Below are 14,894 nucleotides of genomic sequence, written 5' to 3' on the forward strand. Positions count from 1 at the left end.
GAACAGAGCAGATGACTGACTGCTGTCGTGGCTGAATAATTGTTTTGAATACGAGGCGGTCGCAGCGGGTATCGCGCTAATAAAAACAATATTCGGGATATTCGTATCGAGACATTAACTGCGGACGCGTTGCGTATTCAGGGCGATGAGCCATCACGAAAAATCACGACAAGACAGGTTTTGCGGGGAGGCCATGTGCCTCCCCTTTTCATTGCAGCCACTGACGCTTTCCCTGTTCCGACTGCTCGGCTAGACTGGGGCCTCGTCAAGCGAGCATCCACAGGATGCACGACGCTTTCACACTCGATACGTTCTGCAAGGCATTGCGACACGTTTGAATACCCCATCCAGTCGACAGGGCACCCGTTTGACACCACATGTGCTGCCCCGTGACGAGCATCCTGTATCACGCAGAATGCTCAGCGAGAATGCGCTCAAGGTCCTTTATCGCCTCGATCAGGCGGGCTTCGAAGCCTACCTGGTAGGCGGATGTGTGCGGGATTCCCTGCTGGGCTTCATGCCGAAGGACTTCGATGTTGCCACCAGTGCCACGCCGGAACAGGTTCGACAGCTGTTTCGCAATGCGCGGGTCATCGGCCGTCGCTTTCGTATTGTGCATGTCCGCTTCGGTCGCGAAATCATTGAAGTCACGACCTTTCGCGGGACCCCGGGCGAGGAGCATGACGACAACCTGGCACGCCAATCCGATGCTGGATTGCTACTGAGAGACAATGTCTGGGGTAGTGTCGACGAAGATGCCATTCGGCGCGATTTTACGGTTAATGCCCTGTATTACAGCATCAGCGATTTCTCGATCCATGACTGGACAGGCGGTCTCGAGGATCTCGAGGCGCGTCGTCTGAGGCTGATCGGTGATCCGGAAGTACGCTATCGCGAAGACCCGGTGCGCATGCTGCGCGCAGTGCGCTTTGCCGCCAAACTCGATTTCTCCATCGACGCGGCAACCGGCGATCCGATCCATGAACTGGCGCCACTGCTGCTGCAGATTCCACCGGCCCGGCTGTTCGAGGAAGTACTGAAGCTCTTTCTCAGCGGTCATGCCGTCTCGACCTGGCGAATACTGCAGCACTATGGCCTGTTTGCCATGCTCTTCCCCGGCACTGAAGAAAGCCTCGAAGAGCTGGATTGGGCAGCGCCCATGATCGAACAGGCACTGGCCAATACCGATACCCGAATCCGCGCCGACAAGCCCGTTACACCGGCCTTTCTCTACGCTGCCCTGCTCTGGCCTGCAGTCGCGGTAACCACACGCACGCTGGAAGCCGACATGCCACCGGTTCCGGCCCTGCAACAGGCGACTCAGCAGGTGGTCAGTCGTCAGTTGCAGCACACGTCAATCCCCAAGCGTTTCAGCCTGCCGATGCGCGAGATCTGGGATTTGCAGGCACGCTTGCCACGTCGACGCGGCAAGCGTGCCTTCACGACGCTGCAGCACCCCCGCTTTCGGGCCGCCTACGATTTTCTCCTGCTGCGTGAAGCAGCCGGTGAGCTGGCCCCCGGTCTGGGCGAGTGGTGGACCCGTTTTCAGGATCTCGGAGATGAAGCGCAGCGCGACATGGTTCAGCAGCTGCAACATGGCCCTCATCAGGAAGATGAGAGCGACGAGCCCCTGGCTAGCGACGCTCAGCGCCCCACTGGCAAATCGCGTCGGCGACGCGCACCAAGGCGGCGCCGACGCACGCCTTCTTCCGACAGCAACTGAATCATGGCGGTCTTTGTCGGGCTGGGCAGCAACCTCGATCAGCCAAAGGTGCATATCCGCCAGGCGCTGGCAGAGCTTGCCACCCTGCCGCTGGTCCGCGAGTTCAGGGCGTCTTCCCTCTATAGCAGCCGCCCGGTCGGTCCGGCAGATCAACCCGATTTCATCAATGCCGTTGCCAGCTTCGAAACCGACCTGTCACCGCTGGCCCTGCTGGACCAGCTACAAGCCCTGGAGCAGCGTCATCGACGAGTACGACAGCGTCACTGGGGGCCGCGTACCCTGGATCTTGATCTGCTGCTCTATCACCAGCATGCCATTGCCCACCCAAGGCTGACGGTACCGCATCCTTATCTGCGTGAGCGCGGCTTCGTGCTACTGCCATTGGCCGAGCTGGCACCTTCTCTTGAACTGGCCGATGGCACTTCCATCACTGCACTGGCAGCAGCTCATCGACATGGCGATCCGAGACCACTGACAGACGACGATTGAAGCAGCACCTGCAGGACCTGTTATGCTTCAATCCATGACTCGGTTAACCGGATATCACCATGAGCGCAATCACTTTGGCAACCCTGCAGGCACACCGTCGTGACAATACCCGTTTCAGCTGTCTGACAGCTTATGACGCGACGCTGGCAAGTCTTGCCGCCGATGCCGGTATCTCGGTACTGCTGGTAGGCGATTCGCTGGGCATGGTTTTACAGGGACACGACAGCACGTTACCGGTCACGCTCGATGACGTGGTCTATCATACACGCTGCGTGGCCCGGGCCGGCGTCAGCAGCCTGATCATGGCCGACCTGCCCTTCATGACCAATGCCACCACCGGCGAGACTCTGAATGCGGCGGGCCAGCTGATGCGAGCCGGCGCTCAACTGGTCAAGCTCGAGGGGGAAGGCTGGCTGGCGGACGATATCCGCGAGCTGGTACGTCGTGGCGTACCGGTTTGTGCTCATCTTGGGCTGCGTCCACAAAGTGTCAATGCACTGGGGGGGTATCGGGTGCAGGGTCGGGAAGCGGCCGCTTCACAGCGCCTGATCGATGATGCCCTCACGCTTGAGGCTGCCGGTGCGGCGTTGATTCTACTGGAGTGTGTGCCCGCCGAGCTCGGTCAGCGAGTACGTTCGGCCGTATCAGTACCGGTCATCGGTATCGGCGCCGGGCCGGAAGTTGACGGACAGATCCTGGTCATGCATGACATGCTGGGCGCCACACGGCACCGACCACCACGCTTCGTCAGGGATTTTCTTGCCGAGGGCGGTAGCCTGAGCGGCGCCTTTCGTGCCTATCATGATGCCGTGGTAACGGGCAGTTTCCCGGGCCCTGAACACTCCTTCTGATCTTCATTGCCATACAACGAGCATCATGCAGACCTTTCACGATATCGCCTCTCTCCAGCAGCAACTCGGCCACTGGCGGCGGGCGGGTGAGCGCATTGCGCTGGTCCCGACCATGGGCAATCTTCATCGCGGCCATCTGGCGCTGGTCGATAGTGCACGACATCACGCCGATCGGGTCGTGGCCACTATTTTTGTCAATCCGCTGCAATTCGGCCCTGATGAAGATTTCGAGCGCTATCCTCGCAGCTTTGATGAGGATTGTCGCCAGCTTGAAGCAGCCGGGTGCGATCTCCTGTTTGCCCCTGCGGCAGAGACCCTCTACCCCAACGGCCAGAGCGAGCTGACACGGATCCATGTCCCCGGTGTGTCGGAGGGGCTCTGCGGCGCCCATCGTCCCGGCCACTTCGATGGTGTTGCCACCGTGGTCAGCCTGCTTTTTCATATCACCCAACCTGATGTGGCCTGCTTTGGCGAGAAGGATTTCCAACAGTTGGCGGTTATTCGCAAACTGGTGCGCGATCAGCATTTCCCTATCGACATCATCGGCGTACCCACCGTGCGCGATCACGATATGCTGGCCCTCTCTTCTCGCAACGCCTATCTGGATTCACAGCAGCGTGCACGCGCAGCCCGACTGCCACAGCTACTCAAACAGATGAGCGAGCGTCTTGGCGCCGGTGAAACCATCGAGACGGTGCTGCACGAGGGTGAACAAATTCTTCGCGAGGCCGGCTTTACGCCCGAATATCTTGAACTGCGCAACGCGCTAACCCTTGCCCCTGCCGAACAGGCCTCCGATGACGCTGTCCTCCTGGTCGCCGCCAGGCTGGGCCAGACAAGGCTGATTGATAATCGTCGACTAGCCAGCGACTCATGAGACGGTGGCGGAAAGCGAGATTGCGCGATATCGAAAAGGTCATCGACTGGATCGACTCGCCTCGAGCCCTTGAGTACTGGGCGGGTCCGGGACTCAGCTGGCCACTGGAACGACGCCAGCTATGGCGGGAAATTGACGGCGCTTCGCTATCCTCCTGGTGCCTTGTTGAATCCGGCCATCTGCTGGCCTTCGGTCAGTTCTCTCCAAAATCTCACCGACGCTGCCATCTGGCACGTATCCTGGTCGCCCCCAATCAGCGGGGTCGGGGCGTGGGGGAAGAGCTCTGCCGACGTTTGATACATGAAGCGCAGGCACGCATGGGAGCACAGCGCATCACTCTCAATGTCTATCATGACAACCATGCTGCACGCCGTCTCTATCATCGCCTGGGATTTACCGAGAGCGGTACGATCAATGAACGGGGTGTCCAGCCGATGATCCTGTTTCCCGATGAGATGCCATGAAAAAACCCCCGCCTGAGCGGGGGTTTTTCAATCCGGTCAAGACCTGCCTGACCGTTATACGCTCGAATCAGCAAGAGTGGCTTCAAAAGCCGCCTTCTCTTCCTCGCTGATCTCCTTGAGAGTCAGCTTGATGCGGCCGCGATTGTCGATATCCAGCACCTTGACGGTAACTTCCTGACCTTCGGTGAGATAGTCACGCACATCGTTGACGCGCTCGGGCACGATCTGCGAGATATGCACCAGCCCATCGGTACCAGGCATGAAGTTGACGAAAGCGCCGAAGTCGGCGATACGCACCACCTTGCCACGATAGAGCTTGCCGATCTCGGCTTCAGCCACAATCCCCTGCACCGTATCCACGGCCTGACGGGCACCTTCACGGCTTTCGGCATAGATACGAACAGTACCGTCATCGTCGATATCGATGGAAGCGCCGGTATCGTCACAGATCTGACGGATGGTCGCCCCACCCTTGCCGATCACGTCACGAATCTTCTCGGGATCGATCTTGATGCGCACCATGGTCGGCGCGTGCTCTGCCACTTCACTGCGGCTTTCACCAATCACCCGATTCATCTCGCCGAGGATATGCTGACGCGCCTCCAGGGCCTGGCCCAGCGCGGTCTCCATGATTTCCTCGTTGATGCCCTCGATCTTGATGTCCATCTGCAGTGCAGTGATGCCCTGAGCGCTACCGGCCACCTTGAAGTCCATATCACCGAGATGGTCTTCGTCACCGAGGATATCGGTCAGCACCGCAAAGCGGTCGCCTTCCTTGACCAGCCCCATGGCAATACCCGCCACCGGCGCCTTGAGCGGTACCCCGGCATCCATCAGCGACAGCGAGGTGCCACAGACCGAAGCCATCGAACTTGAGCCGTTGGATTCGGTAATCTCCGAGACTACCCGGATGGAGTAAGGGAAGTCGTCATGCGACGGCACCATCGCCGCCACACCACGCTTGGCGAGCCGGCCATGACCGATCTCACGGCGCTTGGGAGAACCGATGAACCCGGCTTCGCCCACGCTGTAAGGCGGGAAGTTGTAATGCAGCATGAAGCGGTCGTGGCGTTCGCCGTCGAGCCCCTCGACCAGCTGGGCGTCACGAGCCGTACCCAGTGTCGTGGTCACGATCGCCTGGGTTTCACCACGGGTGAAGATTGCCGAACCATGCGTCCGCGGCAGTGCGCCGACTTCGATCGACAGATCACGCACAGTGCGATGATCACGACCATCGATGCGAGGCTCACCTGACAGGACCCGTTCACGTACGGTGGTTTTTTCCAGCTTGTTGAGCGCGTTGCCGACTTCGTCGGCGCTGTACTGTGGCGTCTCGCCACCTGCCAGCTGTTCGATGACCTCACTGCGCAGTTCAGCCAGCGCATCCTGGCGCGCCATCTTGTCCGTAATCCGATAGGCTTCACCCACCCGGTCACCGACAGCAGCGTTCACCGCTGCCTTGAGGGTCTGGTTCTCTTCGGGTGGCTGCCAGGCCCATTTCGGCTTGCCGGCTTCGGCGGCAAACTCATTGATGGCCCCGATCACCGTCTGCATTTCCTGGTGAGCGTAAAGCACCGCACCCAGCATTTCATCTTCAGTGAGTTCGTGGGCTTCCGACTCCACCATCAGCACTGCCTTCTCGGTACCGGCCACGACCATGTCGAGCTCGGAACCGACCAGTGCTTCCTGCGTCGGGTTGAGGAAATAGCCCTGCTCTTCACTGAAACCGACCCGGGCAGCACCGATCGGCCCGGAGAAGGGAACGCCTGAAATGGTCAGGGCCGCGGAAGTACCAATCATGGCAGCAATATCCGGGTCCTGATTACGCTCGGCGGAAAGCACGGTACAAACGACCTGCACCTCATTCATGAACCCCTTGGGGAACAGAGGCCGAATCGGACGATCGATCAGCCGGGAGGTGAGGGTTTCCTTTTCACTGGGGCGGCCTTCACGCTTGAAGAAACCACCGGGGATCTTGCCAACCGAGTAGGTCTTTTCCTGATAGTGCACGGACAGGGGGAAAAAATCCTGCCCGGGTTTGATGTCCTTGCGCGCCACCACGGTGCACAGCACCACGGTTTCGTCCATGGTGACCAGCACACTGCCGGTCGCCTGACGGGCGATGCGCCCTGTTTCGAGGGTGACACTGTGGTCACCGTACTGAAATGTTTTCCTGACCGGATTCACGGCTTGTCCTTCGATATCGTCGTTGATCAACACTCGCAGGCATCTTAAATTTTCTCGCCACGGGTGTCACTGACAACAACGGTGGGAAACGGCCACGGTCAGGCAACACCTGATCGCAGCGCAGAATTGAAACGAAAACAGGCGGCCCCACCGGGGGCCGCCTGTCTCGTCAACCATACGGTTGTAGCGCAATCAGCGACGCAGACCGAGGCGTGCGATGATCTGCTGATACCGCTCAAAGTTCTTGCGATGGAGGTAGTCCAGCAATTTACGACGCTGGTTGACCATACGGATCAGACCACGACGAGAGTGGTGATCCTGCTTGTGATCCTGAAAGTGCCCCTGCAGACCGATGATATTTTCAGTCAGCAGTGCAATTTGAACTTCCGCGGAACCGGTATCCTTCTCATCGGTGCCGAATTCGCGGACGATTTCCGCCTTTCGCTGTGCAGTCAGTGCCATGCTGTACTCCAGTCAATATGCTGAAAATTGAATGCCGGGGACCGCGCATATTTGCAGTCCCCACGTGACGATTCACATCAGGTGAAGCGTCGTGTGAGCGAACTTCATTCGCCCGATGAGCCGGTCGCCGTGGCTACCAGCCGCTGCGGAGCACACTGCCCCGCCGCCATGACCCGAACCAGGCCCAGAAAGGCAGGGTCCGAAGTCTCGTTCAGGGGGCCGTAAATGCGTGCCAACGTTTGTGGCGCCAGATCACGGGTCGGCAATGTGATTGTCTGGCCGTTGAGCAGTTGCCGGCAATTCCCCGGTTCGGCCTCCAGCGCTGGCAGATGAGCGACCAGCGCATCACTCTCAAGGAGCGTAGCGTCACGTTCGGCTTCGCTCATTTCGCTTAACGCCTCGAGCGTCACCATCTGTCGAGGGTCATCAAAGGGGCCGGTAGAAAGTCTACGCAGCGCCTCAAGATGCGCCCCACAACCGATTGCAGCACCTATATCCTCGGCCAGAGTGCGTACATAGGTCCCCTTGCTGACCCGCACGTCCAGTTCGAGTTGCTGCTCGCGGCGAGCGAGAAGGCCGATATGATATATGCTCACCTGCCGCCGTGCACGCTCGATTTCAACGCCTTCGCGAGCATATTCATACAGCGGTCGCCCCTGATGCTTGAGTGCCGAATACATCGGCGGCAGTTGCCACTGCTCACCGGTGAAGCGTTCCAGCACTTCCTTCAGCGCCGCCTCTTCGAGCTGAGGCACAGGAGTGCGCGACAGTACTGCCCCTTCGCGATCGCCGGTGTCGGTAGTGGCGCCCAGCGCCACTTCAGCGATATAGCGCTTATCGGCATCAAGCAACCAGGCTGTGAACTTGGTGGCTTCACCGAAACAGACCGGCAGCAGCCCAGTCGCCATGGGGTCCAGAGTGCCGGTATGACCCGCCTTTTGTGCATTGAACAGGCGACGAACCTGTTGCAAGGCATGATTGGATGTCATACCGGCCGGCTTGTCGAGCAGCAGTACGCCATTGAGCGGGCGGCCGCGCCGTCGACGAGCCATCAGCGCTCCTCGCGGGGTTCGCTGTCCGGATCGACGGCACCATCATCTTCATCATGTCGACGCTGATCAGTGGCAACTGCCTCATCAATCAGCGACGACAGGGCATGCCCTCGCTCGACCGAATCATCATAATGAAAGCGCAGCTGCGGGACATGACGCAGCTTCAGCTGCTGCCCGAGCCGACGGCGAAGAAAGCCGCTGGCCCCTTCCAGAATGCGCAGATGATCACGAATACGCTCGTCGCTGTTATCGCCCATCAGCGTGATGTAGACATCCGCATAGGAAAGATCGCGACTGACCCGTGCCGAACCGACGGTCACCATGCCCAGCCGGGGGTCCTTGACCTCCCGCTGGATCAGCACCGCCAGCTCATGGGCCAGCTGCTCGGCCACCCGATCGGTACGACTGAACTCACGCATTACAGTGTCCGCTCGACCTGAACCTGATCGAAGACCTCGATCTTGTCCCCGACCTGCACATCATTGTAGTTGCGCACGCCGATACCGCACTCCACGCCACTGCGCACTTCGTTGACATCATCCTTGTAGCGGCGCAGCGATTCCAGCTCGCCTTCGTAGATGACCACGTTTTCACGCAGTACACGGATACGCTTGTTGCGATGCACGGTGCCCTCGATGACCATGCAGCCGGCTACTGCACCGATCTTCGGCGCGCGGAAAACGTCACGCACCTCGGCCACGCCAATGATCTCTTCCTTCCATTCAGGCGCCAGCATGCCGCTCATCGCCTGCTTGACTTCATCGATCAGGTGGTAGATCACACTGTAGTAGCGCAGATCCAGCCCTTCCCGCTCGACGATTTCGCGCGAGGTCGCATCGGCACGGACGTTGAAGCCAACAATGATGGCATTCGACGCTACCGCCAGGTTGGTATCGGTTTCGGTGATACCCCCAACGCCGGACGACACCACGGAAACCTTGACCTCTTCAGTGGACAGCTCTTCCAGTGCTCCACGAATGGCTTCCAGGGAGCCCTGCACATCGGCCTTGAGGACAATGTTGACCGTAGCGACTTCTTCCTTGCCCATCTGGCTGAACATGTTCTCCAGCTTGGCTTTCTGCTGGCGAGCCAGACGAACTTCGCGATATTTGCCCTGACGGAAGTTGGCCACTTCGCGTGCCTTGCGCTCATCGGCTACGGCCATGAACTCATCACCGGCTTCCGGTGTGCCATCCAGACCCAGCACCTCGACCGGCATCGACGGTCCGGCACTGTCCACCTGCTGGCCGAGCTCGTTGACAAGCGCACGTACACGACCATGGTGCAGACCCGCCAGTACCACATCACCCTTCTTCAGAGTACCGTTCTGGACCAGCACGGTAGACACCGGACCACGGCCACGCTCGAGACGTGACTCGACGACCACACCCTTGGCGGGCGCTTCCGGTACTGCCTTGAGTTCCAGTACTTCGGAGACCAGCAGAACCGCTTCGAGCAGCGCATCGATGCCTTCACCGGTCTTGGCCGATACCGAGACGAACTGAGTATCGCCCCCCCAGGCCTCGGAAATCACACCATGCTGGGAAAGCTCATTGCGGATCCGATCAAGGTCGGCACCTTCCTTGTCGATCTTGTTGACCGCAACCACCAGCGGCACTCCAGCCGCCTTGGCGTGCTCGATGGCCTCGATGGTCTGCGGCATCACCCCATCATCGGCAGCCACCACCAGAATGACCACATCGGTCGCCTGGGCGCCGCGGGCACGCATGGCGGTAAAGGCGGCGTGACCCGGGGTATCCAGGAAGGTTACATCACCATTGTCCTGCTCGACGTGATAGGCACCGATGTGCTGGGTAATCCCCCCGGCTTCGCCGGTCGCCACCTTGGTGCGTCGAATGAAGTCGAGCAGCGAGGTCTTGCCGTGATCGACGTGCCCCATCACCGTAACGACAGGCGCCCGGGTAATTTCTTCGCCTTCGTAGGAGAGCCCCTCGAGCACTTCTTCCTCGACGGCGTCCTCCTTGACCAGATGAGGCCGATGGCCCATCTCTTCCACGACGATCGAGGCGGTATCCTGATCGATGGTCTGGTTGATGGTCACCGCAGCGCCCATCTTGAACATCGCCTTGATGACCTCGTTGGCCTTGATCGCCATCTTGTCGGCGAGATCGGCCACACTGATCGATTCGGGAATGGCCACGTCGCGCACGATATTCTGTGCGGGCTTCTGGAAACCGTGCTGGTTATCACCACCACTGCGGCCACCACGACGACCACTGCGACGCTGCTCGGCACGCTTGACCTTCTTGCCACCGCGCTTGCGTTCGTTGCGTTCGCTGCGCTCATCATCCTCATCGCGACGCTGGTCACGACGACCGGACGAGGACTTGCCCTCGTTACGACGATTGCCACGGCGATTGTCGGTGCGCGGCTCCTTCGGCGGCGCCTCAACAGCCGGTTGCGCTTCAGTGGCTTCTGCAGTCGGCATCTCTTCTTCGGCAACCGGCTCTACCGGTGCAGCCTTGTCGGAGACCGTATTGGGAGCTTCACTCTCGACAGCAGCTGTTTCACCCGTTCCAGCCGCTGCACCGGGCGCTTCCGGTGCAGCGGTTTCGGTAGCAGCCTGCTCCTGAGGCGCAGCTGCTTCGCCTTCGGCTTCGTTGTCAGGCGCCTGTCCTTCACCACCTTCGATTTCACTGCGCTTGACGTAGGTCCGCTTCTTGCGCACCTGCACTTCGATGGTCTTGTTTCGACCATCACCGGAGCGAATCCGGCTGCGTGTCTTGCGCGTCAGCGTAATGCGATTGCGCGCGCCACGGCCCTCACCACCGCCATGGCTGCGCGTAAGATGATCGAGCAAGCGCTGCTTGTCCTCTTCCGAAACGGCGTCATTCTCGGCCTTGTGAGGCAGACCCGCTTCACTCATCTGTTCCAGCAGGCGGTTGACATCGCGTCCCACCTTGCCGGCAAATTCCTTGACTGTTAACTCTGCCATTATGACCTCCTCAACCCGTATCCCGATTCGATATGCGTCATATTCAGGACTGTCCCTCGAACCAGGGTGCACGGGCCGTCATGATCAGCGCCGCCGCACGCGTTTCATCCATGCCCTCGATGTCATGCAGATCATCGACGGACTGTTCGGCCAGATCTTCCATGGAGACAATGCCACGACTGGCCAGCTGGAAGGCCAGATCACGATCCATGCCCTCCATGTTGAGCAGATCCTCGGCAGGCTCGCTGCCGGCAAGTGCCTCTTCGGAAGCAATGGCCAGATTCAGTAGTTCGTCCTTGGCCCGCGCCCGCAGTTCTTCGACCATTTCCTGATCGAAGGCGTCGATTTCAAGCATTTCCTCGAGCGGTACGTAGGCAACCTCCTCGAGCGAGGTAAATCCTTCCTCGACCAGTACCCCAGCCAGCTCTTCGTCGACACCCAGATGTGTAATGAAGTACTCGACATAGCTGTCGAGTTCCTGATCCCGCTTGCCCTGAGCCTCTTCTTCGGTCATTACGTTGAGCGACCAACCCGTCAGCTCACTGGCCAGACGGACGTTCTGACCACTGCGCCCGATCGCCTGGGCAAGATTGTCCTCTCCGACCGCGACGTCCATGGTATGGCTGTCTTCATCAACCATGATGGAGGCCACATCCGCCGGCGCCATGGCGTTGATCACCAGCTGGGCCGGGTTGTCATCCCAGAGGATGATGTCGACTCGCTCGTTGCGCAGTTCATTGGAAACCGCCTGAACACGCGATCCACGCATGCCGACACAGGCCCCGACCGGATCGATGCGTCGATCATTGGTCTTGACCGCAATCTTGGCGCGGGACCCCGGGTCGCGAGCAGCCCCCTTGATTTCGATCAGCTGTTCGGCAATCTCCGGCACTTCGATGGTGAACAGCTCCACCAGAAATTCCGGACGGGTCCGAGACAGGATCAGCTGCGAGCCGCGGGCCTCGGGATCAACTCGCCACAATAGAGCCCTTACCCGCTCGTTGAGCCGGTAACGCTCACCGGGGATCATCTCGCCCCGTGGCAGGAAGGCCTCGGCATTCTCGCCAAGATCAATGACCAGGCCGTCACGGGTCGTCTTCTTGACGCTGCCACCGACCAGCTCACCTTCACGCTCACTGTAGTGGCGCACGATTTCCGCACGCTCGGCCTCACGTACCTTCTGTACGATGACCTGTTTGGCCGTCTGGGCTGCGATACGGCCGAACTCTGCCGATTCGATCTGCTCCTCGACCACCTCACCAAGATCCAGTGGCGGCTCTCTCTCCTGAGCAGCCGACCAGGGAATCTGGCTTGCGGAAGTGGTGTAATCCTCATCAGGCACCACGGTCCAGCGGCGGAAAGTATCGTAATCCCCGCTGGCACGATCAATGCGCACCCGCACGTCCACTTCCTTGCCTTCGAAGCGCTTGCGCGATGCGCTGGCCAGTGCCGATTCAACCGCCTCGAAGATGACTTCCCGGGATACCCCTTTCTCATTCGAGATCGCATCGACGACCAGCAAAATGTCCTTGTTCATGCCACTGCCTCGCCAGAAAAGTCGTTCTTTTTCATCGAGCACTCGAGGAATCGAAATCCGGCACTATCCTGGCCTGCTCGATGGTCTCAATGGGAAAACCGTACTCGTCACCATCAAACTGCAACAGCACTTCATCGTCATCAACGCCGGCCAGCAGCCCCTTGAAGCGCCGCTGCCCGTTGAAGGGCTCACGCAGGCGCAGGGAGACGGTATGACCGGCAAAACGGGAGAACTGCGACAGGGTGAATAACGGGCGATCGAGACCGGGAGAGGAGACTTCCAGCTGATATCGGTTGCTGATGGGATCCTCGACATCCAGTACGGCACTGATCTGACGGCTGACGTCAGCGCAATCATCAACACCGACACCATTTTCACCATCGATGTAGACGATCAGCTTCGAATGGCGGCCCTGGGATTTATAGTCGATCCCCCACAACTCGAACCCCAGGGCCGTCACGGCCGGCTCGATCAGCGCGGTAAGCGCAGCTTCACTGGTTGCCACGTTCGAAGACTCCTACAGCAGTTGCTACAGGCACCTGACCGGGAGTGTGACGAGGGAAAGGCGCCTGACCGGCATTGTGCCAGCAGTCCGATTGTCGTGTGGACCGCTAACAAAAAGCCCCTTCAACGGAAGGGGCCTTTCGGAAACTCTGCGCTAAAACACACGATGTGTTTGGTAGCGGGGGCCGGATTTGAACCGACGACCTTCGGGTTATGAGCCCGACGAGCTACCAGGCTGCTCCACCCCGCATCAAAATAGCGCCAACACTATAGTCCTGAACATCAGCCGAGTCAAACCACCGGCAGCCTGAACCATCGAAAATCAGGTCTTATCGATGGTGCCGAAGGCGGGACTTGAACCCGCACGACCGTGAGGTCACTACCCCCTCAAGATAGCGTGTCTACCAATTCCACCACTTCGGCTTTCGGGCCTTGCAGAGCATTGCTGATTCATACTCTGCGCAACTCGATGGTCACTGCGATGAGGAGTTGCTTTCGCTGCTCTCCACCGCTGGCGCAGCATTATGCTGATCGCTGCCCGCCGAGTCAAGGGCAGGCGCTTCGTCACTTGATGCACCGCCGCCATTCGAGCTGGACTCCGGCGCGGAAAGCGAGGCATTGTCGTCACCGCTATCCTGCGCTGCATTGCTGCTGCCAGTAGTACTGTCACCCTGATCCAGATCAGGCACGCTGTTCTGCTGCTGTTCGATGACACTGGCATCCGGCATGCCACTACCTTCATCACCACCCCGATCAACGATCCAGGCCAGCCCCAGGGAAGTGACAAAGAACAGCGCCGCCAGCACGCCTGTCAGCTTCGACAGAAAACTGGTACTTCCCTGCGAACCGAAAACCGTTTGTGAAGCACCACCACCAAAGGCAGCGCCCGCTTCGGCTCCCTTGCCCTGCTGGATCAGTACCAGCGCAATCAGCGAAACGGCCAGCAAGAGATGAACCAGAATCAGAGCGACATGCATTGACTTAACCTGCTGCGTAACAAATGGAGAGAAAATCGTCGGGCTTGAGCGATGCCCCGCCGATGAGTCCGCCGTCGATATCCGGCTGAGCCAGCAGCTCACCCGCATTATCCGGCTTCATGCTGCCCCCGTAGAGCAGCCGCATATCCGTGGCGAGAGTGCTGTCATATTCCGCCAGTCGCTGGCGGATCAGCGCATGCACTGCCTGCGCCTGTTCAGGCGTCGCTGTACGGCCGGTACCGATTGCCCAGACAGGCTCATAGGCAATGATCACCCGATGACGCTCAGCCGGTTCAAGCGTATCAAAAACCGTCGTCACCTGACTCAGCACCACTTCTTCGACGCGATTCGCGTCGCGCTGTTCAAGCGTCTCGCCGATGCACAGAATCGGGGTCAGCCCATGTGCCAGAGCTGCGGTGACACGCATACTCACATCCTGATCGTTCTCGCCAAACAGGGTACGCCGCTCTGAATGACCAGCCAGCACATAGCGCACGCCACAATCCTGCAGCATGGGACCACTGACCTCACCTGTCAGGGCACCATCAGGCGCCGGATTGAGCGTCTGGGCGCCAATACCTACAGAACGATCACGGAAGGTTTGCAGCGCTGGAACCAGATAGGGGAAGGGCGTAATAAGCGCCACATCCACCCTGTCAGATAGCGCCGAGCCGGAAAGCGCTGAACCGAAGCGCTCCAGCAGGGCCAGTGAACCGTTCATTTTCCAGTTACCCGCAATCAGAGGCTTGCGCATGATGCCTTACTCCACGCGTACAGATGGCATAACACATGCCATCTGTCGATCGAATGGTGAG

At 59.5% G+C, this 14,894-nt stretch carries 14 protein-coding genes and 2 tRNA genes; 5 read left to right on the forward strand and 11 right to left on the reverse strand.

The annotated features are described in order from the left end of the window. Window positions 1-367 precede the first annotated feature (367 nt). The 5 genes from pcnB to FY550_RS14255 are packed head-to-tail and all read left to right on the forward strand — an operon-like array spanning window position 368 to window position 4,404. Window positions 368-1,723 carry a polynucleotide adenylyltransferase PcnB gene (gene pcnB, locus FY550_RS14235; RefSeq protein WP_325062965.1) on the forward strand — a complete coding sequence of 452 codons (1,356 nt, stop codon included), beginning with the start codon at window positions 368-370 and terminating at the stop codon, window positions 1,721-1,723. A gap of 3 nt (window positions 1,724-1,726) precedes the next feature. After that, complete coding sequence (gene folK / locus FY550_RS14240; RefSeq protein ID WP_070978175.1) at window positions 1,727-2,212, forward strand: 2-amino-4-hydroxy-6-hydroxymethyldihydropteridine diphosphokinase; 486 nt, start codon at window positions 1,727-1,729, stop codon at window positions 2,210-2,212. A 59-nt stretch (window positions 2,213-2,271) separates the two neighbouring features. Continuing rightward, complete coding sequence (gene panB, locus FY550_RS14245; protein ID WP_070978172.1) at window positions 2,272-3,063, forward strand: 3-methyl-2-oxobutanoate hydroxymethyltransferase; 792 nt, start codon at window positions 2,272-2,274, stop codon at window positions 3,061-3,063. 25 nt (window positions 3,064-3,088) lie between these two features. Further along, window positions 3,089-3,940 (forward strand): pantoate--beta-alanine ligase, encoded by an 852-nt coding sequence (panC, locus tag FY550_RS14250; protein ID WP_070978169.1) that lies wholly within the window; start codon window positions 3,089-3,091, stop codon window positions 3,938-3,940. A 20-nt stretch (window positions 3,941-3,960) separates the two neighbouring features. After that, a complete protein-coding gene (locus tag FY550_RS14255; RefSeq protein ID WP_168201489.1) occupies window positions 3,961-4,404 on the forward strand; it encodes a GNAT family N-acetyltransferase in 444 nt (147 codons plus the stop codon). Window positions 4,405-4,458: 54 nt separating this feature from the next. Here the strand turns inward: FY550_RS14255 and pnp are convergent, their stop codons facing one another. The 11 genes from pnp to tpiA all read right to left on the reverse strand — a co-directional run bounded on the left by pnp (window position 4,459) and on the right by tpiA (window position 14,833). Further along, window positions 4,459-6,591, reverse strand: coding sequence for a polyribonucleotide nucleotidyltransferase (pnp, locus tag FY550_RS14260; RefSeq protein WP_149054716.1), 2,133 nt, complete (start codon window positions 6,589-6,591; stop codon window positions 4,459-4,461). Between the two features lie 192 nt (window positions 6,592-6,783). Further along, window positions 6,784-7,053, reverse strand: coding sequence for a 30S ribosomal protein S15 (gene rpsO / locus FY550_RS14265; protein WP_070978164.1), 270 nt, complete (start codon window positions 7,051-7,053; stop codon window positions 6,784-6,786). Between the two features lie 104 nt (window positions 7,054-7,157). Continuing rightward, window positions 7,158-8,105, reverse strand: coding sequence for a tRNA pseudouridine(55) synthase TruB (truB, locus tag FY550_RS14270; protein WP_070978162.1), 948 nt, complete (start codon window positions 8,103-8,105; stop codon window positions 7,158-7,160). Next, a complete protein-coding gene (gene rbfA / locus FY550_RS14275; protein ID WP_070978160.1) occupies window positions 8,105-8,524 on the reverse strand; it encodes a 30S ribosome-binding factor RbfA in 420 nt (139 codons plus the stop codon). The genes truB and rbfA overlap by 1 nt, the downstream gene beginning before the upstream one ends. Further along, window positions 8,524-11,061 (reverse strand): translation initiation factor IF-2, encoded by a 2,538-nt coding sequence (infB, locus tag FY550_RS14280; RefSeq protein WP_070978158.1) that lies wholly within the window; start codon window positions 11,059-11,061, stop codon window positions 8,524-8,526. The genes rbfA and infB overlap by 1 nt, the downstream gene beginning before the upstream one ends. A 43-nt stretch (window positions 11,062-11,104) precedes the next feature. Beyond that, window positions 11,105-12,598: a transcription termination factor NusA gene (nusA, locus tag FY550_RS14285; protein ID WP_070978229.1), complete on the reverse strand. Its 1,494-nt coding sequence runs from the start codon at window positions 12,596-12,598 to the stop codon at window positions 11,105-11,107. 31 nt (window positions 12,599-12,629) lie between these two features. Beyond that, the gene (rimP, locus tag FY550_RS14290; protein ID WP_070978156.1) at window positions 12,630-13,103 is read right to left on the reverse strand and encodes a ribosome maturation factor RimP; all 474 of its coding nucleotides are present in this window, start codon (window positions 13,101-13,103) and stop codon (window positions 12,630-12,632) included. A 172-nt stretch (window positions 13,104-13,275) separates the two neighbouring features. Continuing rightward, a tRNA-Met gene (locus tag FY550_RS14295) sits at window positions 13,276-13,352 on the reverse strand. Between the two features lie 86 nt (window positions 13,353-13,438). After that, a tRNA-Leu gene (locus tag FY550_RS14300) sits at window positions 13,439-13,525 on the reverse strand. Between the two features lie 50 nt (window positions 13,526-13,575). Then, window positions 13,576-14,079 (reverse strand): preprotein translocase subunit SecG, encoded by a 504-nt coding sequence (gene secG / locus FY550_RS14305; protein ID WP_070978154.1) that lies wholly within the window; start codon window positions 14,077-14,079, stop codon window positions 13,576-13,578. Window positions 14,080-14,083: 4 nt separating this feature from the next. Then, on the reverse strand, window positions 14,084-14,833 hold the full coding sequence (gene tpiA, locus FY550_RS14310; protein WP_070978152.1) for a triose-phosphate isomerase: 750 nt from the start codon (window positions 14,831-14,833) through the stop codon (window positions 14,084-14,086). Window positions 14,834-14,894 lie beyond the last annotated feature (61 nt).

Origin of the sequence: Kushneria phosphatilytica, assembly GCF_008247605.1 — a bacterium.
Taxonomy (GTDB): Bacteria; Pseudomonadota; Gammaproteobacteria; order Pseudomonadales; family Halomonadaceae; genus Kushneria; species Kushneria phosphatilytica.